Genomic DNA, 22,830 nt, shown 5'->3' with positions numbered 1-22,830 from the left:
GCGGTAGTGTGCGTGCTGATTTGAAGCTTGTGTGAGGCTGGTGCCCTCGTCGCCCGGATAGAGCGCAGCGCAATCCGGACAATCCTTCCATGTTAATCTCTTCAGGAGATTCGGGTGGAATTGATTCATGAGCAACAGCGCAGGCCAGCGGGCATTTCAAAATGCCCGGCTTCAGAAACGGCAAAAAGCCGAGGTGACGCCGTTGCTCGCGCGCGCCCTCCAGCTGCACAAAGCGGGACTTCTCCGCGAGGCCAAGGCGGCCTATCGCGAACTCCTGGAGCTCGCGCCCAACCAATTCATCGCGCTTCATTTGCTGGGCGTCTTGGAGTCTGAAGCCAAAAACTATCAGCAAGCGCAAGTTCTGCTGAGCCGAGCGGTTGCCGTGGATCCCCGATCTGCCGAAGCTCATATGAGTCTGGGCGTGGCGCTCAACGGGCTAAAACGTCACAATGAGGCCCGCGAGAGCTATCGAAAGGCCCTCGCCTTGCGACCCAACTACGCCTTAGCCCTGTCCAATCTCGGTAACGCGAGCGCTGCCCTTGAACTTTACCAGGAAGCGCTCGAGAGCTACGACAAGGCGCTCGCAATCGACGGAAAACTTTCCGAAGCCCATAACGGCCGGGGTTGGGCGCTCTGCCGTCTGCGCGCCTATGACGAGGCTATCGCAAGCTTAAACCGCGCGCTATCGATCAAGCCTGACTATGCCTCGGCGCTGTCGACCCGCGCCGTTGCATTGCGGGACCTTCAGCGATTTGACGAAGCCATGGCGGATTGCAATCGAGCAATCGCCCTGGCACCCGATGACGCGAATGGGTGGCTCCGGCGGGCCAGCATCTTGCTCCTGACCCGGCAAGTTGCCGAAGCATTGGCCGATTGCGAGATGGCTCTCGCGACCGATCCCGGCTTCTCTCAGGCCCACAGCCTGCTCGGCCAATGTCTCGCGGCACTTGGCCGGGTTGACGAAGCCCTCGCCAGTTTCGACAGAGCTCTCGACATTGAGCCTGATCAGAGCACGATCTCCAGCAAGATATTCACCCTCGATTTTGTGGCCGACGCCAGCGTTGCGCAGCATCAGCAAGCGCGACATGTATGGTGGGAGCAGATCGGTGCGAAGATCGCCTCAGCAGCGGCGGGACCGCATGATAACAGCCGCGATCCGGATCGCCGTCTGGTGCTGGGTTATGTCTCGTCGGATTTTCACGCACATTCGGCGGCGTTCGTTTTCAAGCCGGTCTTGCAGCACCATGATCGGGCACAGTTCGAGATCGTGTGCTACGCGTGTTCAGCGAAAGCGGATGCGACGACCCGCGAATTTCAGGGGATCGCCGATCGCTGGCGCGACGCCTCGCAATGGTCCGACGATCGCCTCGCCGCTCAGATCCGCACCGATGGCGTCGATATCCTGATCGATCTGTCCGGCCATACCAGCGGAAACCGCCTCGGTGTGTTTGCGCGCAAGCCGGCACCTGTTCAGGTGCATGGCTGGGGCCACGGTACCGGCACCGGGCTGCCAACAATCGATTATCTATTCTCGGATCCGGTCGCGATTCCTGTCGCGGTTCGGCATCTGTTTGCGGAGACCATCGTTGACCTGCCATGTTTTGTGACGCTGGCGCCGCTGCCGGCGGGGATCGCGCGGGCGCCGACGCCGGCGATTGCGAACGGCTTCGTCACGTTCGGTGTCTTCAACCGCATCAGCAAGATTTCGAACGAGGCAGTGGAAGTCTGGTCCAGGATTCTCGAGCAGGTGCCGGGTTCGCGACTGCTGATCAAGGATACCGCGCTGGACGCTCAGCTGGTCCGCGACAACCTGCTGGCGCGGTTTGCCGCTTGCCGATTGCCGGCCGAACGCGTCGATCTGCTCGGAGCCACGTCGCGCGAGGAACATCTGGCAACGTTCAATCGGGTCGATATTGGTCTCGACCCATTCCCGCAGAATGGCGGCGTCAGCACTTGGGAAGCCTTGCAGATGGGCGTGCCGGTGGTGGCGAAGCTCGGTCATAGCCTGCCGAGCCGTGCCGCCGCCTCCATCCTTGCCGCGCTGGGCCTGCCGGACTGGGTCGCGGATAGCGATGAGGCGTATGTCGAAATCGCAGCGAGCCGTGGGTCGCAGATCGGCGAGCTCGATAAGTTGCGCGGCGAACTGCCCGGACAAATCAAGGCTGCCGCCGCCGGCAACCCCGTCTCATACGCGCAAGCGGTGGACGATGCCTATCGCGCGATGTGGAAACGCTATTGCAACGACGGCGGCTGATCTGCGCTTCGCCTACGCCTTCAACTCCACCGTCCTGAACTCCGCCGGCAGGATCACCTCCAGCAGTTCGACGTCGTCCGAATAGTCGAGGATCATGTGCTTGATCTTCGGCGGCTGGGTCCAGGCGCTGCCTTCTTTCATCAGCGTCTCGCCCTCTCCGTCCATATAGGTCTTCACCCAGCCCTTGAGCACGTAGACCATCTGGAATTCGACGTCGTGGAAGTGCAGCTTCGACACCTCGTCCGGATTGCAGGGGCCTTGCAGCCGGATCACGTGCGCTTGCGCGAGGCCGTGGCTCGCGGCGGCGATGCCGAGATCGCGATACTTCGCGTAGGTGCGCAGGCCGTCGGCCTTGAAGTCTTCCTCGCGGTGATGGCTGATGGCGATGCGCTGCTTGGGACGCGCCGGTTTCTTGACGGATGACTTTGCCGGTGTCGCGCGAGCTTTCGCCTTCACCGTCTTGCGCGCCGAGGATCGTGCGGCAGGTTTGGCCCCGCTTCGCTTCTTTACCGCCGCCTGCGATGCGCTACGCGATTTTGCTTTCTTGGCCATGGGCGGTCTCCCCTGTTGTTATGGGGAGAGGCTAGCACAGAATGCGAAATCGTAGAGTAGGTCAGCGCTCACGTAACCCACCACTTCTTTCCGCAACCGTTGAAGCATGGTGGGTTACGCTGACGCCGCCCCCCTGCAGTACCGCGCTCGCCTTCAATGCAGCCGGAACACGCCGTCCACCGCGCGCAGCTCGGCCGGCTTGATCAGCTTGGAATGCGCGACGGTGACCGAGAATAGCGGCCCGTCGAGCTTCTTCTGCCAGAACGCCAGGAAATCCGTCAGCGCGGGAAATTTCGGAAACATGTCGTAGTTCTGCCAGACATAGGTCTGGAGCAGCGAGCGATGATCCGGCATCCGGTAGAGAATTTCGGCCGTCGTCAGCCCGTAACCCAGCACCTGTTTCCGGAAGTCGTCGGAAACAACCCCAACTCGCGAGACCATGCCAACCTCCTTTGCAGGAGCGCATATTCAAGGGATGGCTTTCCGGTAAGCGCCCTACGAGCCACCCGGTGGAGATGCGCTCACATGAGTCAAATGTGACGCAAACTGACAATCCATCTCAAGCCCAAAAGTTTAACAAGCTGTTGAAATTCAATGCGTTAGCAGCAGATGTGGCTCCCTGCTAATACGGGCGCCGAGCACGATTAACGATGGAAAGAGATTTTGGCAGGCGGCGCTTCCGAGTGCTATTTTTCTGCTACAAGCCCTTGCTCCCGCCAAAATCCTGCCTTATCTGAGCTGTGCCTGTGCTAGCACTCGCGGGCGCAGACTGCTAACAACCCAAAATTCCCAACTCGTGCAAAAGCTTAGGAGAACTGCATGAAATTCCGTCCGCTTCACGACCGCGTCGTGGTCAAGCGCATCGACGCAGAAGAGAAGACCGCTGGCGGCATCATCATTCCCGACACGGCCAAGGAAAAGCCCTCGCAGGGCGAGATCGTCGCCGTGGGCCCGGGTGGCCGCGACGAAGCAGGCAAGCTGATCCCGATCGACCTGAAGGTCGGCGACCGCGTGCTGTTCGGCAAGTGGTCCGGCACTGAGGTCAAGATCGACAACATCGATCTGCTGATCATGAAGGAAAGCGACATCATGGGCGTCCTCGACGTCCCCGCTTCCAAGAAGAAGGCGGCCTAAGAGCCCCTCTCTTATCCAGCTAAACACCTAAGGAAAAAATCCAGATGGCAGCAAAAGAAGTTAAATTCTCCGTTGATGCGCGCGACAAGATGCTTCGCGGCGTCGACATTCTCGCCAATGCGGTGAAGGTCACGCTCGGTCCGAAGGGCCGCAACGTCGTGCTCGACAAGTCGTTCGGCGCTCCCCGCATCACCAAGGACGGCGTCACCGTCGCCAAGGAGATCGAGCTCGAGGACAAGTTCGAGAACATGGGCGCGCAGATGGTGCGCGAAGTCGCTTCGAAGTCCGCTGACGCGGCCGGCGACGGCACCACCACCGCCACCGTGCTGGCCCAGGCGATCGTGCGCGAAGGCGCCAAGTCGGTTGCCGCCGGCATGAACCCGATGGACCTGAAGCGCGGTATCGACCTCGCGGTCGAAGCCGTCGTTGCGGACCTCGTCAAGAACTCCAAGAAGGTTACCTCGAACGACGAGATCGCCCAGGTCGGCACCATCTCGGCCAACGGTGACGCGGAGATCGGCAAGTTCCTCGCCGACGCCATGAAGAAGGTCGGCAACGAGGGTGTCATCACCGTCGAGGAAGCCAAGTCGCTCGAGACCGAGCTCGACGTCGTCGAGGGCATGCAGTTCGACCGCGGCTACATCTCGCCCTACTTCGTCACCAACGCCGACAAGATGCGCGTTGAGATGGACGACGCCTACATCCTCATCAACGAGAAGAAGCTCTCCTCGCTGAACGAGCTGCTGCCGCTGCTCGAGGCCGTGGTGCAGACCGGCAAGCCGCTGGTCATCGTCGCCGAGGACGTCGAAGGCGAAGCGCTTGCGACCCTGGTCGTGAACCGTCTCCGTGGCGGCCTGAAGGTTGCGGCCGTCAAGGCTCCGGGCTTCGGCGATCGCCGCAAGGCCATGCTGCAGGACATCGCGATCCTGACCGGCGGCCAGGCGATCTCGGAAGATCTCGGCATCAAGCTCGAGAACGTCACGCTCAACATGCTCGGTCGCGCCAAGAAGGTGATGATCGACAAGGAGAACACCACGATCGTCAACGGCGCCGGCAAGAAGGCCGACATCGAGGCGCGCGTGGCTCAGATCAAGGCGCAGATCGAGGAAACCACCTCGGACTACGACCGTGAGAAGCTCCAGGAGCGTCTTGCCAAGCTCGCTGGCGGCGTCGCGGTGATCCGCGTCGGCGGCGCGACTGAGGTCGAGGTGAAGGAGCGCAAGGATCGCGTTGATGACGCGATGCATGCGACCCGCGCGGCTGTGGAAGAAGGTATCGTCCCGGGCGGCGGCGTCGCCCTGCTCCGTGCCTCCGAGCAGCTCAAGGGCCTGCGCACCAAGAACGACGACCAGAAGACCGGCGTCGAGATCGTCCGCAAGGCGCTCTCCGCGCCCGCTCGCCAGATCGCGATCAACGCCGGTGAAGACGGCTCCGTGATCGTCGGCAAGGTCCTCGAGAACAAGTCGTACGCCTATGGCTTCGACTCCCAGACCGGCGAATATGTCGACCTCGTCAAGAAGGGCATCATCGACCCGACCAAGGTGGTCCGTACCGCGATCCAGAACGCAGCCTCGGTTGCGGCTCTCTTGATCACCACGGAAGCCATGGTCGCCGAGCTGCCCAAGAAGGGCGGCGCCGGTCCGGCGATGCCCCCGGGCGGCGGCATGGGCGGCATGGATTTCTGATCCAGCCATTCCGGCAAACGACAAAATGCGAAACCCCGGCAGCGATGCCGGGGTTTTGTTTTTGGAGGATCGCTTCACGCGCCCCGCGATCATAGTCCGTAGCCTGGAAGGGGCGGAGCGCAATCCGGGGCACCGTATCCGGCGCGAGCAGTCTCCTGGATTACGCTGCGCTCCATCCAGGCTACGAACTCAATTCATGCAGGCGCCGCGCACTGCCCCGGGAATGGCGGAGCGGCCTCACCACACCTTCCCCAGTCGCTCCATGTGCGGCTCGCCCTCTTGGTCGAGCGACCAGAATATCCGCGTCACCTTGCCGACCAGATTGTCCATCGGCACGAATCCGATCGACGACATCACGCGGCTGTCGCTCGAGTTGTCGCGATTGTCGCCGAGCACGAAAAAATGGCCTGGCGGCACGGTGTAGACGTCGGTGTTGTCGTAGTAGCCGTTGTCGACGCAGTCCTGCGTGACGTAGGAGGCGCCGTTCGGCAGCGTCTCGCGCCAGCGCTTGGCCTTCGCAGCGGCGTCCACGCCGCAGCTGGAGCCGGCGAATACCTGCTTCAGAGCGACGCGCGTCACCGGGCGGTCGTTGAGGACGAGCTGGCCCTGCCGCATCTGGATGCGATCACCGGGCAGCCCGATCACGCGCTTGACATAGTCGACCGAGGTGTCCTTTGGCGTCCGGAACACGACGACGTCGCCATACTCGGGCTCGGTGGCCCGAAAACGCCCGGAGATCCAGGACGGCGCGAAGGGAAACGAATAACGGCCATAGCCATAGGCATATTTCGCAGCAAAGACGTAGTCGCCGACGACCAGCGTCGGCGTCATCGAGCCGGACGGGATGTTGAATGGCTGGAACAGGAAGATGCGAAACAGGAACGGCGGCGACCACAGCACCGGGATCAGGAGGATCAGGATGACGATCGCCTTCCATTCCCGCACTTTGGCCTGCGGCTGGATGGTTTCCTCAAGAGTGGTCATGCGCCTGCCCTGATCAAGCCCGTCGTCGTTGCGAGATTACGCAACCTTTGCGCGCGCGCAATCCCATAACTTGGTCGCGCCGCGCACGGATCGCGTTCACGCCGCAGTCAACCGCGCGCGAGATCGCTGAAGCAGCGGCGGATCCATTCGATGGTGAGCCGCGTCGCCGGGTCGCGCTTGAGATGGTTCTGCACCAGCAGCCAGACGTCGCGACGCCCGGGCAGCAGTGTGGCGCGCAAACGGCGGTCACCGAGCAAATCCGCGCAGACATGCTCCGGCAACACACCCGCAGCCTGATGCGCGCGGATCAGGTTACGGATGACCCGAACGTTGTCGGTGACGCAGCGCGCGCGGGCTTTCTTCGCGCGCAGGAATTGCATCTCGGGAATGGCACCGAGCTCGTCGGGATAGGCGCACAGCATCGGCTCGCCCTCCGTCGTAACAGGCTCGAAATAATAGAGCTTGACGTCACCGAGCCTGGAGATCGCGAAGTCGCCCTTGTCGGGCTTGCGCAGCCGGATGGCGAGATCGGCTTCCCAGCGCGAGAACTTGACGTTCTCGCTCGAGGTGAGGAATTGCAACGTCAGGCCGGGATTGGTGCGCAGGAAGTCGCTCGCGCGCGGCGATAGAACCTCCTCGGCGACCGTGTTGGTGGAGGCGATACGCAGGCGTCCCACCGGGCCTGCCAGACTCTCGCCGACGCGACCGATCTCGGCGGCATGTGCGGCCATCGCCTCGACATGCGCCAGCACCGCCTCGCAACTCCGCGTCGGCCGGCGCTGACCGTCCACCGCATCGAACAGCGGTACCCCGAGATCGCGCTGGATGCGTGCGAGTCTGCGTCCGACAGTGGTCTCGTCGATGCGCAGCCGCGCGCTGGCGCCGGCATAGGTGCCTTCGTCCCTCACCGCGGCGATGATGCGCAGATCGTCCCAGTTCATGGCGATGAACCTAGCAGGCACGACCGAATCCTGCAAATTTGCAGCCACATGCTGCAATAGTCCTGCACATTGGCAGGCCGCCACCGCGCTAGTGTCGCACCATCCGATATTCCCCAGGAAGGCCCGACCCGCATGACCGCCCCTAAAACCCTGCTTGAATTGTCCGGCGCCGATCTCACTCCGCCCGGGCTCGCCGATTCCTGCCTCGTCCTGATCGACATCCAGAACGAATATTGCGCCGGCCCGCTTGCCTTGCCGGATGCGGAGCCCGCGATCGCCGCCGCCGCGCGCCTGCTCGCCCGCGCGAGGGCGAGCGGCGCTGCGATCTTCCATATCGCGCACAAGGGACGTGCCGGCAGCCTGTTCGACCGCGAGGCCGCGCGCGGCGCGATCGTCAAGAACGTGGCGCCGCTCGCCAGCGAAGCCGTGATCGAAAAGGCGCTGCCGAACGCTTTTGCCGGCACCGACCTGCAGGTCCGGCTGGCCGCAACCGGACGCACGAACATCGTGCTGGCCGGTTTCATGACCCATATGTGCGTCAGCTCGACGGCCCGCGCCGCGCTCGAGCTCGGCCTGCGCACGACGATCGCAGCCGATGCCTGTGCGACACGCGACCTTCCCGACGGCCGCGGCGGAGCGCTCTCCGCGAAGACCATTCACGAGGTCGCCCTGGCCGAATTGTCGGACCGGTTTGCGATCATCGCGCAAACCGAGGCGCTGACCTGAAGGAGCGTGGGCGATGCTGCAACTCTATTTCTCCCCGATGGCCTGCTCGCTTGCGAGCCGCATCGCGCTGATGGAAGCGAGCCTCGATGCCCGCTATCATCCGGTCCATCTCCAGACCAAGCAGGTCGTGGACGACGGCAGCGACTTTCACGGAGTTTCGCCGAAGGGCGCGGTGCCGGTCCTGGTGCTGGAAAACGGCGACCGGCTGACCGAATGCGCCGCGGTGCTGCAATACATCGCCGATCTGAAGCCGCAGGCGGGGCTTGCACCCGCGTTCGGAGATCCCGATCGCTATCGGCTCCAGGAATGGCTCAGCTTCGTGGCGGCCGAGATCCACAAGGCGTTCCTGTTTCCGACCTTCTGGTACAAGGACGACGCCTCGCTCGCCAAGCCGCGTGCAAGGATAGCGCAGAGCTTATCGATCCCTGCCACGCATCTGGCGGACCGCGAATTCCTCGTCGGCAACAGCTTCACCGTGGCAGATGCCCACCTCACCTGGGCTTTGCTGCTGCTCCGCCCCGCGGGCGTCGACATCGCGCATTGGCCATCGTTGTCGGCCTATCTCGCGCGCATGCAGGCGCGGCCGGTCGTGCGGGACGCGATTGCCACGGAAATGGCTGTGCGCAAGACGATGGCGGCGAGCCCGGCGTGACAGGATGTCACGGCCGCGAAATCCGAGCGTTTTCTCTGGCAGGGCATTGATGTCGGCGCGGCATGCGCTAATCTGGAGGGATATTTTTCGACATTTCCTTGGAAGGCATTCATGCGTGCTCTTTCCAGTTTTTGCCTCGCCAAACTTTGCGTCGCCCTCTTCGCGTGGTGGCTATGCCCCGAGCCTGCATCGGCGGAAACGCGGGTCGCGCTGGTGATCGGCAACGGCGCCTATGCCAGTACGGCGCAGCTTCCCAATCCGGCTCACGATGCCGAAGACGTCGCCGCTTCGCTCAAGCGCAGCGGCTTCGAGGTGCTCCAGGGCATCGACCTGCGCCAGGCCGACATGCAGGACCTCACCATCCGCTTCGCGCGCGCCGCGAGCAAAGCCGACGTCGCCATGTTCTATTACAGCGGCCATGCGATGCAGTACAACGGCGTGAACTATCTGATGCCTGTCGACGCCGTGCTGAGCGACGAAGCCGACCTGAAGCGCTTCGTGCGGGTCGACGATATCGTGAACGACCTGCAGCAGGCCAAGAACCTGCGCATCCTCATCCTGGATTCCTGCCGCGACAATCCGCTGGCCGAAAGCTTGAAACGCTCCGCCGGCCTGACGCGCGGCGCCTCGATCGGTCGAGGCCTGTCGAAAGTCGAAGCACCGCGCGGCACGATCGTGTCGTTCTCAACCCAGTCCGGGCAGACCGCGGCCGATGGCAGCGGCCGCAACAGCCCCTACACGACGGCGTTCCTGAAGCACATCAAGGAGCCGCAGGAGATCGGCGAAGTCTTTCGCGACATCAGCAGCGACGTCTACGATTCCAGCGGCAAGACCCAGTTGCCGGAACTGTCGCTGTCGATCATCGGCAAGTTCTACCTGAACGGACCGGTGTCGGTCACGGTGGCCCCGGCGGCGCCGCAAGCCGCACCCCGGGCTGACCCTTGCGCGGCAGCAGAAGCGCACTGGAAGGCCGCGGACGGCATCGGCACGCTCGGTGCTTTCGAGGATCACCTCGCGAGATTTCCGAATTGCATCTTCGCCACGCTCGCCAAAGCTCGGATCGAGGGCCTGAAGCAGAAGGTGGCGCTCGCGCCGGCAACCGGCAACGCCCGTACCGCGAAGGACTTCGACGGCAATTGGGACGTGACGTTGAACTGCCCGCCTACCGGCAAGGCGCAGGGCTTCACCCGAGCTCTGTCTGCCACGGTTGCGAACGGCGTGTTTCACGCTGACGCTCAGAGCCAGGGCGCCGTCAATCGCCTGGAGATCGATGGCCAGATCCCCGCGGACGGCAAGACCACTTTGAGCGCGCGCGGAACGACGGGGGCGAGCACCTATACCCTCAACAATCTCGCGCCCGGCTCGCCCTACGCCTTTACGGTCGATGCGCAGTTCGATCGCACCCGAGGCACCGGCAAGCGCAACGAGGCGCGCGCCTGCGGCCTGGTCTTCGTCAAGCGCTGATCGTGCAAAAAGCGGTGAGGCGCATTGCGCCTCACTCCACCCGCGCCAGCACCGCGAGTTTGCGGATGCCCTTGTTGCGGTAGGCGTCTAGGAACGCGTAATAATCCTTGAAGGACACGCAGCCGTTGGAATCGCCATTCGGCCCGAGCATGAAGGTGTGCGCGAGCAGGCCGTCGCGGCCGTAGATCGCGCTCTCACCGCCAATCGGGGTCAGGCGCAGCGCCGGAACGCCGTGGAACAGCGCTTCGCGCGGCTTCAGGTCGTAGATGTGCGGCGGCGTCACGCCACGCATGCGGATGCGCGAGGAACGGGGATCGTCGAGATTGGAGCCGAGGCCGGAATGTGCCTCGAGCTTGGTGCCGTCAGGCAGATACACCGTCTTCGCGCTGATGTCGTAAACCGCGGTGGAGCGGTCGTAGGGCGCCGAACCGCCGAGCATGGGATTCTGCTCCTTCGGCGCGATGGATGCGGTCACGCTGGCGTCGGCCGAGGCATAGGCGAGCAGTCCGCCGGAGGGCTCACGCTTGCCCCAAAGCTTTTCCACCATCGACTGACGCGGCCCGGTGATCGACATCACTGCAGCCTTGGCGCGATCGGCGATCGATTTTGGCTTCGCCTCAGGCGCCGGCACGATCTCGGCCGGATCTGCCGAGGCAAGCTGCACCGGCGCGTCGGCGCCGCGCTTGGACTTCGCAGCGTCAGCGATCTTGGCGGGACTTGGCTTCAGGACCTCCGCGACCCTCGCGATCACGCTCGGCTTCGGCGCGTCCTTGGCTTCCGCGATCTTGGCTGCGGGCGCGGCGCTCGCCGCATTCGATGTCACGCCTTGGGTCGCAGCCGCGGCAAAGCGATCGTTGAACATCTCGCGTGAGATCGGCGCTGCCACCTGCAACCGGTCGGGCAAGAGCGCAAAGGCTTCCTTGACGGCCTCACCGGCCTCGCGCAGCGCGACCCTGGGCGCGCGCTTGATCACGGGCTCGTCGTAGCCGCTGCTGCCGACCGTCGGATAGACGCTGGCGGCAAAGATGTTGCTGTAGATGGTCCAGCCGGCGCCAAGCACGACGCAGCCGATCGCGGCGGCGCCAAGCACGTTTTGCGTGGTCATTTTCCGGGAAGGCTTCCGATAAGAAGTGCTCGAGAATCCTTTGGACTTTCGTGCCGCGATGCCTTGCGCAGCGATACTCGTACTCATTCGCCTTGCGTCCAGAACGGTGTCACTCAGTCCCCCTTCGAAGCGCCGCTGGTCACGATCCGGGAACAGCATCTCGCAGAGGGTCGGAGCGTCATTAAGGCCACTTTTAGTTAAATGCGGATTAAGTTCGGGCGGATGTGGGGCAACCCGTTCGGGTCGTCCCATTTTGGGAAAAAGCCCGCAGGACTACGGACTTAGGCGCGTCTGTTAACTATAATTCTCGGCCGGATCGCTGCGGTCGGCGAACGTCTTTGGCCGCCTCTCTAGACGCACCAACCAAGTCGTTTTCGTGGTCTTCAATACCCGGACGTTAACGGGGAATCATTGCGCGAGGCTGGTGTGCAATAGCCCGCTTCCACCTCTCGTGGCACGCCGCTTACGCATCGCACAGGGCCCTCGCACGGCACGGCGCCCTGACCGAAAGTTGATCGAGCCGGTCTGGCAAAGCCCGTGCCGAGAAAATAGCTGCGATGTCGGCACTTTTCAGCAGCCTCTGCGTGTGATACGGTACCGTATCAACATCGCCTTGAACTGTGCCGAGCACGCAAACGGAGGCTGGCATGAGAGAGTTCGCGCGCGCGGGGTTTTTCGCTCTGGCGGGGTCGCTTCTGTTGACCGGACATGCGATTGCCCAGCCTGCTGCCAATGTTGGCTGCACGGCATCGCCATCCGCTGCCGGCACGCAGACCTGGCGCTGCGACAACGGCATCACCATCGTTGCGGAAAACGGCGCCAGATTTGAACTTAAGGACGCCAACCGCGACGGACATATAGACTCGGTGGAGTTGAGCAGCAAAGCGCTGCTGGTCGAGGTGCCCAGGAAGCCCGGCGGCAATCCCTTCAAGGTGCTGACGCCGCAAGCGATCGCCGCGGTGCGCGGCACGAAATGGGCGGTCGATGTCGCAGAGGCCAAGACCTCCGTCTTCGTGGCTGACGGTCGTGTCGGCGTGAGCCGCAGGAGCGGCGGGCGCGGCGTGGTACTAGGCCGCGGCGAAGGCGTCGACGTGGAAGCGACAGGCCCGTTGACGGTGAAGACATGGGGTCAGCCGCGCGTCGACGCGTTGATGACAAGACTAGGTCAATAGACTAGGCCGATAAGTTCGGGTCACCGGGGCTCGCCAACAGCATTTGGACGATAGAGAGAATTGCAACACGACCACATGAGTAGCCGACGCGTTCAGATCCTCGTGGCACTCGTCCTCACCGCGCTGTGGGGCGTGAGCATCTATGCCGGCCATGCCAACGGTCATCTGCGCTTTCTCGATCGCCTCGAGGCGACGCTGACGGATTGGCGGACGCAGGTCCGTGGCGTGAGGGTTCCGCCCGATCTCGTCACCATCGTCGCGATCGACGACACCGTCGTGAAGCGCGGCGGCAGCTATCCGCTGCCGCGTGCCGATCTCGCCCGAATCGTCGACACCATCGTGCAGTTCAAGCCGAAGGTCGTCGCGATCGACCTGCTGCTGGTCGACCGCAGCGCTGCGATCGGCGACGCTACGCTGGCAAATACGCTGGCTACCGGTCCCATGGTTCTTGCCGCCGCGGCGATCTTCCCGTCCGCCAGTGAGACCGTGGAGACCAGCGGCCAAGGCCCCCTCGCCGCCCTGCCGCAGGCCGAGCGCTTCCTGCTGCCTCTACCGGCGTTCGCCGATCATGCCGAGGTCGGCGTCGTCAATGTTGCGACCGGACAATCGGGCTCGCCGCTCTCGGTGCCGATGCTGTTCCGGACGAGCGACAAGGTCGAGCTGTCATTCCCGTTGCGGGTTGCGGCGCGCGCGCTCGACAGGTCGCTGACGATCGCGCCGGACCATCTGATGCTCGGCGACCGCGCGGTGCCGACCGATACCGATTTCGCGCTGCCGATCACCTATTACGGCCCGCGCCGGACCATCCGCACCGTCAGCGCACAGAGTATCTTCGACGGCACGCTCAATCGCGCGGCGATCGAGAACCGGATCGTCGTGATCGGCGCCTCGGTCGCCGGCGGCGGGGATTTCTACCCGACGCCGTTCGATTCCCTGATGCCCGGCGTCGAAGTGGTGTCCACGGCGATCACCCATCTCGTCGCCGGCGACAGCATCGTGCGCGACCGCAAGGTCCACATCGCCGACGCACTCATCGCGATCCTGTTGCCGATGCTGCTGGTGGGCCTGCTCGCCTGGCGGCGCAGCGCGCTCGGCATCGTCGCTGCGGCCGCGGTGATGATCGCCTGGGCCGGCTTCAATCTGTTCGCGTTCACGCACGGCGTCTGGCTGAACGCCGCGACCACGCTCGCCGCAGCAGTGCCGCCGGTTGCGGTCTTTGCCGGCGTGCAATTGTGGGCGGGAGGCCGCCGCACGCAATATTTCGCAGCCAAGAGCCGGTCGCTCGCGCAATTCCAGGCCCCGGCGGTGCAGGAGTGGTTGGCGCGCGATCCGAATTTCCTGTCGAAACCCGTTCGGCAGGACGCAGCAATGGTCTTCATCGATCTCTCCGGCTTCACGGCGCTGAGCGAGCGGATCGATCCGGGCGAACTCCAGGATATTCTGAAGGCGTTTCACGCGCTGATCGAGAGGACCGCGGTCGATTGCGGCGGCATGATCAGCGGCTTTCTCGGCGACGGCGCCATGATCCTGTTCGGCCTGCCCGGCGCGATGCCCGACGACGCCGCACGCGCGCTGAAATGCGCAATCGACCTGCACCGTGGCGTCGAACGCTGGATCGCATCGTTGCCGCCTGCGATGCGGGATCAGCTCGGCTTCAAGATCGGCGCGCATTTCGGCCCGATCGTCGCCTCCCGCCTCGGCGAAAGTCATCAGCACATCACGGCGACAGGCGACACCGTCAACGTCGCGAGCCGGTTGATGGAGGTCGCTGCCCAGAACGGCGCGCGGCTCGCACTCAGCGATACGCTGCTGGATGCGGCCGACTTCCAGGGCGCTCCTGACGGCATTCTGTCGGGCCCCCTGCTCACGCAAGTCCGCGGCCGCTCCGGCGTCGTGACCGTCTGGTTCTGGCGCGACCAGGACAGGCCAAATCAGGCCACGACCAAGGCCGAGATGATCGACTGAACCCTCGTCGTCGTTCCGACGAAGAGCTACCGCGCTTCCGGCGGCGGCGAGCGGTCCAGCACGTCGCCCTTGGCGCCTTCGAGCAGATCGATGCCGTAGGTCTCGATCACGAGCGGGCCGCGCTTGCGCTGCAATTGCGCGACCTGCGTCACCTTCGCAAAGAGGTCGTGGACGGCGGGATGGCCGTCAGAGCGCAGCTCGTCGACATAGATCAGCTTGCCCGCAAGCAGCTTTGGATCGGGCTCGGGCATGTTGGCCCAGCGGATGCGCTGGTTCTGCTGCGCCACGCAGCTGCCGCGCGGCAGATAGAAGGCGAGCCAGCCCGTCGTGCCGTAGTCCGGCGCAAGCACGCAGGTCGCACCATTGCGGGCGCGCACCGCTTCGATTTCGGCAGCGAGCTCGCGCCAGCCGACGCCGACGCTGCGCACGGTCGCATCGCGGCGATAGCCGGACAGCCAGCCGGTATTGGCCTGCAGGATCAACGCGGCAAACATCACGATGCCGGTGGGTGCGGCCCAGCGCAGGCAGAAATCCGCGAGGCGCCGCTGGCGCGGCTTCCACTGCACGAGATTGGCGGCGGCGGCCGCGGCGACGACGAAAGGCGGATAGACCGGCGCGAACCAGTTTGCCTCGACGCGGGCATGCAGCGAATGCCAGACGAAATAGGCGACGATGGTCCAGAACATCGTCTCGATCAGCACGCGCGAGGCCAGCGCGCCGGCCCGGCGCCAGGTCAGCGCGTGCAGCCCCATCGCGCCGAGGATGAACACCAGCGGGGTCGCGAACGCGATCTGGGTCGGAATCAGCTCGGCGATGAAGACCGGACGAAAATCCTCGATCCTGGCGCGCCCGAGCTGCTTTGCGAACGAGACCCATTGATGATCGGCATTCCAGAGGATCACCGGCGAGAACAGCGCGAGCGCAACGAAACCGCCGAGATACGGCCAGGGCGAGAGAAACCAGTGCCGCAGTTTCGGCACGGCCGCGATCCAGATCAGGATCGCCAGCCCGAAGAACATCGCGGTGTATTTCGACAGTAGCGCCGCGCCGACGGCTGCGCCGACCGCGAGCCACCAGACGCCGCGGCCGCTCTCCAGCACCTTGGCGAGAAAGAACAGCACGAAGCTGGAGGCAACCAGAAGCGGCGCATCGGGCGTGACGATCAGCGTGCCGACCGAGGCCAGCAGCGTCACGTTGAGCAGGATGGCGCTGGTCGCCGCCACCCGCGCACCGCCGAACAGGATCGCAGCGGAGCGATAGATCGCGTAACTCATCGGCAGCGCGAGCAGGATCGAGACCAGGCGGACGCCGAGTTCGGTGTCGCCGGCGATGAGGGTGCCGGCGCGGATGACGTAGGCAACCATCGGCGGGTGGTCGTAATATCCCCCGGCGAGGTTCTGCGACCACATCCAGTAATAGGCTTCGTCGAAGGTGATCGGCGTGACGGCGGCCGCGACGAGCCGCAAGCCGACCAGCGCAAGGATCACCAGCGCCGTATTGCGGACGATCCGCGCGTCAGCCCCGCCCATCGTGAGCTATTTCTTGCGCCAGACGAACAGTCCGGACATCGCGTAGTTCCACACCACGCCCATCAGCGCCCCGGCCGCACCCGCAAGCCACCAGATCGGCTCCTGGTCGTAGACCGAGAAGGCGACGCCGACATTGGCGAGCAGGCCGACGCTGCACACGATGTAGAACGCGATCAGACCGCGCAGCAACGCAAAGCCCTTCAGCCGCTGGTCGCGATAGGTGAGGAAGTTGTTGAGAACGAAATTGCTGGTCATCGCGACGATGGCGCCGGAGGCCTGTGCTTCCGCGAACGGCTCCTTGAACAGCTCGAGTGATATGAACAGGGTCGTGAGATGCACCACGAGGCCGATGCCGCCGACCATCGCGAACAGCAGGAAGCGCAACGAGACAGCATCGTTGGTGAACTTCGCCAGCACCAGGCCGAGAAAATCCAGCGCGACCATGGAATCGAGCTTGCTTTCGCCGTGCTGGCGCTCGCCGAACGTGTAGGGAATTTCGATGGCGCGCAAGGTGCCGTTGGCGCTTGCGACGAGGTCGAGCAGGATCTTGAAGCCGTGCACGGAAAGTTTCGGCGCCAGCTGCTCGAAGCGGTCGCGGCGAACCATGAAGAAGCCGCTCATGGGATCGGCGATCTCGACCCGCAGCGCTTTCCTGGCGAGTTCCGTTGCCAGCGCGCTGGCGCCGGCGCGCTGCTTGTTGAAGCCTTCGCTCTTGTAGCCCTCGATGTAGCGGCTGCCGACCACGAGTTCGGCCTGCCCGCTCGCGAGCAGCGACAGCATCTTCGGCAGTTGCGTCTCGTCGTGCTGAAGATCGGCGTCGATCACGGCCGCATAGGGCGCGCTGGAAGCCAGGATGCCCTCGATGCAGGCCCCCGACAGGCCGCGGCGGCCAATACGGCGGACACAGCGCACGCGGCTGTCGCGCTGTGCCAGCGCGCGCACGACATCCCAGGTGCCATCAGGCGAATTATCGTCGACGAACACGACCTCCCAGGCGATGCCGGCCAGCACGGCCTCCAGCCGCCGGTACAGCACCGTGACATTGTCGCGCTCGTTGAAGGTCGGGACGACGACCGACAATTCCGGCGCCGGCGAAGCCGCCTGTGGGGTATCGGAGCCCGGTCTGATCGCTTGATTCATGACGGCAGCGTATATCCGCCGCGTCCGGTGCTGCCAAGAACTTGTGCTGCCAAGAACTTGCGCTGGCAAGCCGGGGTTTCTCTGGGGAACGGCCAAAAGCGGCCCAAAAATGCCAACGACCCCGGAACGGCGGGCGGCGCGTACATCCGGCGCAGCCTGTGCTATTCCAAGGCCGTTCCAGCGCCGGAGTTTTTCGCTCAACGTCGCCGTTAGAAGCTAAATAGGAACGACAAAGCCGCTTTGCAAGGAGCGAAAGAGCCCTTTTTCATGCCCTTACTGGTTGGGGACTTCCTTGATCACCGGCCCTCGCGGCACGGGCGCGGCAGGGGCCGCCGGCGCCGTAATGGCGGCCGGATCGGCCTTCGCAGGCTTGGGCGGCTTGCCGTACTGGCCGATCGGCCCGAAGACGACGGCGACCGCAAGCACGATCGCCGCGACGATCGCGCCCAAAATGCCCCCCACCGACTCAGACGACATGGAAACCCATCCCTGTTCCAGATGCGCCCAGTGATACCATGGATGAGCGCGCTGCCGGAAGGGCTTGCCGGACGCACGGGTCGATGGGCTATTTCTGCGGCGGCTTGTGCTTGACGAAGGCCGTCACGATGTCCTTCTGCGCCGCCTCCACCGCTCTGTTCGCGGTCGCGAGATGGGCGCCGGCATCGATACCCGGATATTGCGTGGTGAGATAATCGAGCAGTGCCACCCGGTAGTATTGTCGCTCTGACGGACAGGCTCCGGCGACGGAGTGGCCAAAGTCCTGTTCCGACAGGCCCTGATTGCCGTCGCGCGAATATTCCCGCGCCAGGCAATGCCAATAATCGTCGCGGCCCTGCATGGCGAGCTTCTGCGCACCCTTGGCATCGTCATCGTCGGCCATGACTGAAGGTATCATGGCAGCAGATGTCATCATGACGAGCGCCGCTCCCACCACCAGCATCCGCATCTTGTTCTCCTTTTTTCGCAGATCCCGTCGCGAGCTTAGACGGGACGTCGCAACTGGCCAATCACAACTGGTTTGATTAGGATGGAGGCCCTCCTCCCGCATCCGAGATCCTCCCGTGGCCAAAGCAAAAACCGCGTCTAAAAAATCCGGCAACATCTTCATCGGCATCGGCGGCTGGACCTTCGAACCATGGCGTGGGGTGTTCTATCCGGAGAAGCTCACGCAAGCCAAGGAGCTGTCCTACGCCGCCTCGAAGCTGACCTCGATCGAGATCAACGGCACCTATTACGGCTCGCAGAAACCGGAGAGCTTTCGCAAATGGGCGAGCGAGGTGCCCGATGGTTTCGTGTTCTCGGTCAAGGGGCCGCGCTTCGCCACCAACCGGCGTGTGCTGGCCGAGGCCGGCGATTCCATCAAACGTTTCTATGATTCCGGCGTGCTGGAACTCGGCGATCATCTTGGGCCGGTGCTGTGGCAGTTCGCGCCGACCAAAAAATTCGACGGGGCCGATTTCGGCAAGTTCCTCGAGCTGTTGCCGCGCAAGCTCGACGGACGCGCGCTGCGCCACGTCGTCGAGGTCCGTCACGACAGTTTCTGCACGCCGGACTTCGTCGCGCTGATCCGCGACTTCGAGACGCCCGTCGTCTTCGCCGAGCACGGCAAATATCCAGCGATCGCCGACGTCGCCGGCGATTTCGTCTATGCCCGGCTGCAGAAGGGCAATGACGAGATCAAGACCTGCTATCCGCCGAAGCAGCTCGATGCCTGGGCCAAGCGCTTTCAGGACTGGGCCGAGGGAAGCGAACCCGACGACCTGCCGAAGGTCGACAAGGCCAAGCCGAAGAAGGAGCCGCGCGACGTGTTCGCCTATGTCATCCACGAGGGCAAGGTTCGCGCACCGGCCGGCGCGATGGAACTGATCGCGCGGGTGAGTTGAGGTGTTTCCCTAAAGGTGTCTCATGGCAAAGGCCAAAAAGCTCTTCACCATCGGCTATGAGCAGACGCCGCCCAAGGCAGTGCTCGACGAGTTGGAGCAATCCGGCGTCAAGCTCGTCGTCGACGTGCGCGCGGTGACGTCATCGCGCCGGCCCGGCTTTTCCAAGAAGCAGTTGTCCGCGGGCCTTGATGAACGCGGCATCGCCTATGTCCACCTCGCCGCGCTCGGAACGCCCAAGGAAGGCCGTCTCGCCGCCCGCAGCGGGCAATACGATGTTCTGGAGAAGATTTTCTCAAAGCACCTGAAAACGCCGGAGGCGCGGGAGCAGATGGACGAACTCTCGGCCCTGGTGAAGAAAGCAGGTCCCGTCTGCCTGCTCTGCTACGAGCGCGACCACACCCATTGCCACCGCCAGATGATCGCGGAAATCATCGAGGATCGCGATGGCGTAACGGTGAAGAACCTGGCGGGGCGGCAGGTCTGAACGACTCTCTCCGTCATGGCCGGGCTTGTCCCGCCCGGGCCTTCGCCTCGCTGAAGCGGCTTCGGCCGCGCGGGCGGGACAAGCCCGGGCATGACGATGGAATAGAGAGCTACCCCTCCCCCACCAATCGGAACGTCCCTTCCATCATCTGCACGCATTGCCCGCCGACATGGGCTGAAACGATCTTGCCGTCCTGCTTGCGCACGCGCGTCAGCAAGAGGCTCGGCCGACCCATATCAAAACCCTGCCCGACGGTGAGCTTCAATTCGCCATCGCGCGTGGCATCAAGCTCGGCGAACAGCGCTGCGGCTGCGACCGTGGCGCTGCCGGTGGCGGGATCCTCGGTGAGGCCGCTGGCGCCGCGCATGAACATGCGCGCCTGCCGCTCGCACGGCGCCTCCGCTGTGGGCACATCGCGTGTATAGAACCACACCGAACGGGCGTCGTCGCGCGGCAAGACCCTGCCGAACGCGGCCGCGTCGGGCCTGGCCCGCTTCAGCGCATCGCGCGAATGCACCTCCGCCACCAGGAACGGCGTTCCGACGCCGACGACTTGCGGCGCGTGGTGATCGATCCTGATGTCATCAGCGGTCAAGGAGATGCAGGCCGCAACGTCAGCGGCGGAAACCTGCGCCAATCGCGACAGCGGCTGCGGCGCGGTGAGTTCGGTGCTGATGACCCTTCCCTGCTCCCGAAAAATGTCGACCGGCACGAGTCCGGCCTTCTCCTCGAACAAGAGGCGCGGCTTCGGCTCCTTCGCGAGGCTCGCCAGCACGAAGGAAGTGCCGATATTGGGATGGCCGGCAAAGGGAAGCTCGCTGACCGGCGTGAAGATGCGCACCTCGGCGTCATTGGCCTTGTCGCGCGGCGGCAGCACGAAGGTGGTCTCGGAATAGTTGAACTCGGTCGCGATCGCCTGCATCTGCTGTGTGGAGAGCCCGCCGGCATCGAGCACCACGGCGAGCTGGTTGCCGCCGAAGGCGCGGTCGGTGAACACGTCGACGGTGATGTAGCGGCGCTGCATCTTTCGCTTCCTCTTCACGCAAGCGCAGCCGCGGTCGGCTGCATCGCCGGCACTCTACAAGCCGGCGACATCGCCCGTCATGCCCCAAAATAGAGTGCAATCGGAGCAATCGCGGAAGACGGATCAAAAGCGGCAGAGCGAACGTGGCGATGCTAGCACTTGCGCGCGTTCACTCTGATCGACGATCAGCCCATCGATAAATCGCAGGTTCTTCGCGTAGCTTTGCGCCTTCTCGAACTGCGTGTGCGGCCAGTCGCTGCCCCAGAGCAGTCGATCAAGGCCGTACGCGTTGCGCAGCAGCGGGTAGGCCGTCTTCGCAAAATCTTCGCCGGCCGCGCCGTTGCGATACGGCGCCGAATCTACTCGGCTACCTCCAGCGCGAGATCCCGCGGAGTCCGCCATCAGCGTTCGCAACGCCGGGCTGGCGGACTTCACCGGCCCGGCTTCGTCTCTGCAGCGAGTTAGTACGCGGACGCCGTATTGGGGAGGCAAGGCGGCTGCGTGTAAGGCGCAGAGGCATACGCGCCTGCTGCGGGAGCCCTGACGCAGTCGGTCGCCACGTGAGTTGCGGCGCGGCGCGGCACGCTGTCCCGCGCCGATGCGGCCTGGCTTTGGGTGACAGCAGCGGCGATCAGGGCGGCTGCAACAAGGATCGATCGAGTCATTGGCTTTCTCCGGGTGACAAAGGGAAGCTGAGATTTTCGGCTTCCACCGTGCAAGACCCAAAAGCTACCAAGGATATTTCATCACGCGCCTTCAACGAAACGCGAGCCGCTTCAACGAAACGCGACTCACAAGTGAAGGCGCAGGAGGCGGCCCTCACCCCAGTTGAAACACCGCCACCTTCTGCTCGTAGCCGCGCACCTCGACCTCGCCGAGCGAGACCGCATCGTCGCCGTCGGCGCCCAGCGCGTCGCGGACAGACGCGGAGATCAGGAGCTGCGAGCCGAACTCCTTGTTGAGCGCCTCTAGCCGTGAGGCGAAGTTCACGGTGTCGCCGATCACAGTGTACTCCTTGCGCCGGGGCGAGCCGATATTGCCGGCGACGACCTCGCCGAAATGGATGCCGATGCCGATCTTGAGTGGCCAGCTCGTCTGCGCGTTGATGCGCTCCATCGCGGTCAGCATCTCGCGGCCCGCGGCGACTGCGCGATGCGCGGCGTCGGAGGCCTCGAGCGGCGCACCGAACAGGGCGAGAAAGCCATCGCCCAGAAACTTGTTCACGATGCCCCCCTCGCGGTCGAGAATGTCGACCAGCACGGCGAAGGCGCCGTCGAGCCGGTCGACCACCTCCTGGGGAGTACGCGACTGCGCGCCGGCGGTGAAGCCGCGGAAGTCGACGAACATCACGGCGACTCGGCGGAGGTCGCCGGCGGCACCCGTCCCCTCCGTCATCAGCCGCTCCACAACCTGCGGCGAGACGTGCTGGCCGAACAGGTTGGTCACCCGGTCGCGCGCAGTGGCTGCCGCAATGCTCGCCGCAAACTGCCGCCGCAATCGCGCGCCGACGGCGCCCGCCAGCACGCCGCAAATCAGGATGATGGTGCTGCGGACCGCGTGAAAGTAGATCAGGGGTTCACCGGACTCGCTGACCGAGTTGTAATACAGCGCGACAGCCAGGAGTTCAGCTGCGGCCACAAATCCCGTGAAGGTGGACAGCCAGAAATCAAGCCGCAGCGTCGAAAGAATGATGAAGATGAAATAGGCCAGTGGCAGCACGAACCCGAGCGCCTGGCTCGCGCCCATGCTGTGAATCTGCAGGATCAGGATGATCGTTGGCAGCGACGTTTCGATTGTTGCGCCGATATAGCGCCTTATCACCGGAAGGTCGCGATCGAGCTTGAGGTATCGCCTGATCTGGCTGTGGACCCAGACTTCGAAGAGGACGAAGCCTGCCAAGAGACCGTATTCGCGGACCAGGCCCTCCGTCCCGCGCCAGACCCGGTTCACGATGGCGGGGTCGATCAGATAGGTTGCGGTGAGAAACAGGATCATGACGCAGCCCGTGATGATCAACGCCCTCACCCGCAACAGCTCGGTCCGCAGCACCTCCCGCGTCAGCTCGCGCTCGAAGTCTTCGGACATCACGGCATGCTGCCGGGCCTTCCTGCTCGCAAAGCTGATCATTCCGCCCCC

Annotated in this window: 22 protein-coding genes; 10 read left to right on the top strand and 12 right to left on the bottom strand. The window is 64.0% G+C overall.

Going from position 1 to position 22,830, the window contains the following annotated elements; translation table 11 throughout:
• Positions 1-127: 127 nt before the first annotated feature.
• On the top strand, positions 128-2,254 hold the full coding sequence (locus tag ABIB91_RS01040) for an O-linked N-acetylglucosamine transferase, SPINDLY family protein (RefSeq protein WP_354159010.1): 2,127 nt from the start codon (positions 128-130) through the stop codon (positions 2,252-2,254).
• Positions 2,255-2,266: 12 nt separating this feature from the next.
• Here ABIB91_RS01040 and ABIB91_RS01035 read toward each other — a convergent pair whose 3' ends face one another.
• On the bottom strand, positions 2,267-2,806 hold the full coding sequence (locus tag ABIB91_RS01035) for a cupin domain-containing protein (RefSeq protein WP_354159011.1): 540 nt from the start codon (positions 2,804-2,806) through the stop codon (positions 2,267-2,269).
• 153 nt (positions 2,807-2,959) lie between these two features.
• Positions 2,960-3,247: an usg protein gene (locus ABIB91_RS01030; RefSeq protein WP_007602477.1), complete on the bottom strand. Its 288-nt coding sequence runs from the start codon at positions 3,245-3,247 to the stop codon at positions 2,960-2,962.
• 378 nt (positions 3,248-3,625) lie between these two features.
• Between ABIB91_RS01030 and ABIB91_RS01025 the strand changes: the two genes are divergently transcribed.
• Complete coding sequence (locus ABIB91_RS01025; protein WP_007602476.1) at positions 3,626-3,940, top strand: co-chaperone GroES; 315 nt, start codon at positions 3,626-3,628, stop codon at positions 3,938-3,940.
• 44 nt (positions 3,941-3,984) lie between these two features.
• Positions 3,985-5,625, top strand: coding sequence for a chaperonin GroEL (groL, locus tag ABIB91_RS01020; protein ID WP_007602475.1), 1,641 nt, complete (start codon positions 3,985-3,987; stop codon positions 5,623-5,625).
• Between the two features lie 237 nt (positions 5,626-5,862).
• On the opposite strand, the gene lepB is transcribed toward groL, so the two are convergent.
• Both lepB and ABIB91_RS01010 read right to left on the bottom strand, forming a co-directional pair.
• On the bottom strand, positions 5,863-6,609 hold the full coding sequence (gene lepB, locus ABIB91_RS01015) for a signal peptidase I (protein ID WP_354159014.1): 747 nt from the start codon (positions 6,607-6,609) through the stop codon (positions 5,863-5,865).
• 107 nt (positions 6,610-6,716) lie between these two features.
• Positions 6,717-7,550: a LysR family transcriptional regulator gene (locus ABIB91_RS01010; protein WP_035995675.1), complete on the bottom strand. Its 834-nt coding sequence runs from the start codon at positions 7,548-7,550 to the stop codon at positions 6,717-6,719.
• A 132-nt stretch (positions 7,551-7,682) separates the two neighbouring features.
• On the opposite strand from ABIB91_RS01010, the gene ABIB91_RS01005 reads away from it, so the two are divergent.
• From ABIB91_RS01005 to ABIB91_RS00995, 3 genes are all read left to right on the top strand, one after another.
• Positions 7,683-8,276, top strand: a complete 594-nt coding sequence (locus ABIB91_RS01005) for a cysteine hydrolase family protein (RefSeq protein ID WP_354159016.1) — start codon at positions 7,683-7,685, stop codon at positions 8,274-8,276.
• 13 nt (positions 8,277-8,289) lie between these two features.
• On the top strand, positions 8,290-8,928 hold the full coding sequence (locus ABIB91_RS01000; protein WP_354159018.1) for a glutathione binding-like protein: 639 nt from the start codon (positions 8,290-8,292) through the stop codon (positions 8,926-8,928).
• A gap of 111 nt (positions 8,929-9,039) precedes the next feature.
• Complete coding sequence (locus ABIB91_RS00995; protein ID WP_354159020.1) at positions 9,040-10,392, top strand: caspase family protein; 1,353 nt, start codon at positions 9,040-9,042, stop codon at positions 10,390-10,392.
• Positions 10,393-10,423: 31 nt separating this feature from the next.
• On the opposite strand, the gene ABIB91_RS00990 is transcribed toward ABIB91_RS00995, so the two are convergent.
• Entirely contained in the window at positions 10,424-11,497 is a 1,074-nt protein-coding gene (locus ABIB91_RS00990) for a DUF2778 domain-containing protein (protein WP_219684951.1), read from the bottom strand.
• Between the two features lie 647 nt (positions 11,498-12,144).
• On the opposite strand from ABIB91_RS00990, the gene ABIB91_RS00985 reads away from it, so the two are divergent.
• Positions 12,145-12,669 carry a FecR domain-containing protein gene (locus tag ABIB91_RS00985; protein WP_354159023.1) on the top strand — a complete coding sequence of 175 codons (525 nt, stop codon included), beginning with the start codon at positions 12,145-12,147 and terminating at the stop codon, positions 12,667-12,669.
• Positions 12,670-12,744: 75 nt separating this feature from the next.
• Entirely contained in the window at positions 12,745-14,634 is a 1,890-nt protein-coding gene (locus tag ABIB91_RS00980; protein WP_354159025.1) for a CHASE2 domain-containing protein, read from the top strand.
• Positions 14,635-14,660: 26 nt separating this feature from the next.
• Here the strand turns inward: ABIB91_RS00980 and ABIB91_RS00975 are convergent, their stop codons facing one another.
• The 4 genes from ABIB91_RS00975 to ABIB91_RS00960 all read right to left on the bottom strand — a co-directional run bounded on the left by ABIB91_RS00975 (position 14,661) and on the right by ABIB91_RS00960 (position 18,249).
• On the bottom strand, positions 14,661-16,163 hold the full coding sequence (locus ABIB91_RS00975) for a glycosyltransferase family 39 protein (protein ID WP_354159027.1): 1,503 nt from the start codon (positions 16,161-16,163) through the stop codon (positions 14,661-14,663).
• 6 nt (positions 16,164-16,169) lie between these two features.
• Complete coding sequence (locus ABIB91_RS00970) at positions 16,170-17,303, bottom strand: glycosyltransferase family 2 protein (protein WP_007602465.1); 1,134 nt, start codon at positions 17,301-17,303, stop codon at positions 16,170-16,172.
• A gap of 273 nt (positions 17,304-17,576) precedes the next feature.
• Positions 17,577-17,780, bottom strand: a complete 204-nt coding sequence (locus ABIB91_RS00965) for a hypothetical protein (protein ID WP_007602463.1) — start codon at positions 17,778-17,780, stop codon at positions 17,577-17,579.
• An 88-nt stretch (positions 17,781-17,868) separates the two neighbouring features.
• Positions 17,869-18,249, bottom strand: coding sequence for a hypothetical protein (locus ABIB91_RS00960; RefSeq protein ID WP_354159029.1), 381 nt, complete (start codon positions 18,247-18,249; stop codon positions 17,869-17,871).
• A 115-nt stretch (positions 18,250-18,364) separates the two neighbouring features.
• On the opposite strand from ABIB91_RS00960, the gene ABIB91_RS00955 reads away from it, so the two are divergent.
• Both ABIB91_RS00955 and ABIB91_RS00950 read left to right on the top strand, forming a co-directional pair.
• Positions 18,365-19,186, top strand: coding sequence for a DUF72 domain-containing protein (locus tag ABIB91_RS00955; RefSeq protein ID WP_354159031.1), 822 nt, complete (start codon positions 18,365-18,367; stop codon positions 19,184-19,186).
• 22 nt (positions 19,187-19,208) lie between these two features.
• Complete coding sequence (locus tag ABIB91_RS00950; protein ID WP_063995813.1) at positions 19,209-19,670, top strand: DUF488 domain-containing protein; 462 nt, start codon at positions 19,209-19,211, stop codon at positions 19,668-19,670.
• 109 nt (positions 19,671-19,779) lie between these two features.
• On the opposite strand, the gene ABIB91_RS00945 is transcribed toward ABIB91_RS00950, so the two are convergent.
• The 3 genes from ABIB91_RS00945 to ABIB91_RS00935 form a co-directional block, all read right to left on the bottom strand.
• Positions 19,780-20,694, bottom strand: coding sequence for a PhzF family phenazine biosynthesis protein (locus ABIB91_RS00945; RefSeq protein ID WP_354159033.1), 915 nt, complete (start codon positions 20,692-20,694; stop codon positions 19,780-19,782).
• Positions 20,695-20,817: 123 nt separating this feature from the next.
• Positions 20,818-21,129, bottom strand: coding sequence for an amidohydrolase family protein (locus ABIB91_RS00940; protein ID WP_245286040.1), 312 nt, complete (start codon positions 21,127-21,129; stop codon positions 20,818-20,820).
• Between the two features lie 384 nt (positions 21,130-21,513).
• On the bottom strand, positions 21,514-22,821 hold the full coding sequence (locus ABIB91_RS00935; protein ID WP_354159035.1) for an adenylate/guanylate cyclase domain-containing protein: 1,308 nt from the start codon (positions 22,819-22,821) through the stop codon (positions 21,514-21,516).
• Between the last annotated feature and the right edge of the window lie 9 nt (positions 22,822-22,830).

It is taken from the genome of Bradyrhizobium sp. JR4.3, from assembly GCF_040547695.1.
Taxonomy (GTDB): Bacteria; Pseudomonadota; Alphaproteobacteria; order Rhizobiales; family Xanthobacteraceae; genus Bradyrhizobium; species Bradyrhizobium canariense.
This window is presented reverse-complemented; position numbering and strand designations above follow the sequence as displayed.

Coding starts and splice junctions, on each gene's coding strand:
- ABIB91_RS01000 (WP_354159018.1), top strand. CDS start 8,290: ATGCTGCAACTCTATTTCTCCCCGATGGCCTGCTCGCTTGCGAGCCGC.
- lepB (WP_354159014.1), bottom strand. CDS start 6,609: ATGACCACTCTTGAGGAAACCATCCAGCCGCAGGCCAAAGTGCGGGAA.
- ABIB91_RS01035 (WP_354159011.1), bottom strand. CDS start 2,806: ATGGCCAAGAAAGCAAAATCGCGTAGCGCATCGCAGGCGGCGGTAAAG.
- ABIB91_RS01010 (WP_035995675.1), bottom strand. CDS start 7,550: ATGAACTGGGACGATCTGCGCATCATCGCCGCGGTGAGGGACGAAGGC.
- groL (WP_007602475.1), top strand. CDS start 3,985: ATGGCAGCAAAAGAAGTTAAATTCTCCGTTGATGCGCGCGACAAGATG.
- ABIB91_RS00950 (WP_063995813.1), top strand. CDS start 19,209: ATGGCAAAGGCCAAAAAGCTCTTCACCATCGGCTATGAGCAGACGCCG.
- ABIB91_RS00980 (WP_354159025.1), top strand. CDS start 12,745: ATGAGTAGCCGACGCGTTCAGATCCTCGTGGCACTCGTCCTCACCGCG.
- ABIB91_RS00965 (WP_007602463.1), bottom strand. CDS start 17,780: ATGTCGTCTGAGTCGGTGGGGGGCATTTTGGGCGCGATCGTCGCGGCG.
- ABIB91_RS00935 (WP_354159035.1), bottom strand. CDS start 22,821: ATGATCAGCTTTGCGAGCAGGAAGGCCCGGCAGCATGCCGTGATGTCC.
- ABIB91_RS00995 (WP_354159020.1), top strand. CDS start 9,040: ATGCGTGCTCTTTCCAGTTTTTGCCTCGCCAAACTTTGCGTCGCCCTC.
- ABIB91_RS01025 (WP_007602476.1), top strand. CDS start 3,626: ATGAAATTCCGTCCGCTTCACGACCGCGTCGTGGTCAAGCGCATCGAC.
- ABIB91_RS00985 (WP_354159023.1), top strand. CDS start 12,145: ATGAGAGAGTTCGCGCGCGCGGGGTTTTTCGCTCTGGCGGGGTCGCTT.
- ABIB91_RS00970 (WP_007602465.1), bottom strand. CDS start 17,303: ATGAATCAAGCGATCAGACCGGGCTCCGATACCCCACAGGCGGCTTCG.
- ABIB91_RS01030 (WP_007602477.1), bottom strand. CDS start 3,247: ATGGTCTCGCGAGTTGGGGTTGTTTCCGACGACTTCCGGAAACAGGTG.
- ABIB91_RS00960 (WP_354159029.1), bottom strand. CDS start 18,249: ATGCGGATGCTGGTGGTGGGAGCGGCGCTCGTCATGATGACATCTGCT.
- ABIB91_RS00975 (WP_354159027.1), bottom strand. CDS start 16,163: ATGGGCGGGGCTGACGCGCGGATCGTCCGCAATACGGCGCTGGTGATC.
- ABIB91_RS01005 (WP_354159016.1), top strand. CDS start 7,683: ATGACCGCCCCTAAAACCCTGCTTGAATTGTCCGGCGCCGATCTCACT.
- ABIB91_RS00990 (WP_219684951.1), bottom strand. CDS start 11,497: ATGACCACGCAAAACGTGCTTGGCGCCGCCGCGATCGGCTGCGTCGTG.
- ABIB91_RS01040 (WP_354159010.1), top strand. CDS start 128: ATGAGCAACAGCGCAGGCCAGCGGGCATTTCAAAATGCCCGGCTTCAG.
- ABIB91_RS00945 (WP_354159033.1), bottom strand. CDS start 20,694: ATGCAGCGCCGCTACATCACCGTCGACGTGTTCACCGACCGCGCCTTC.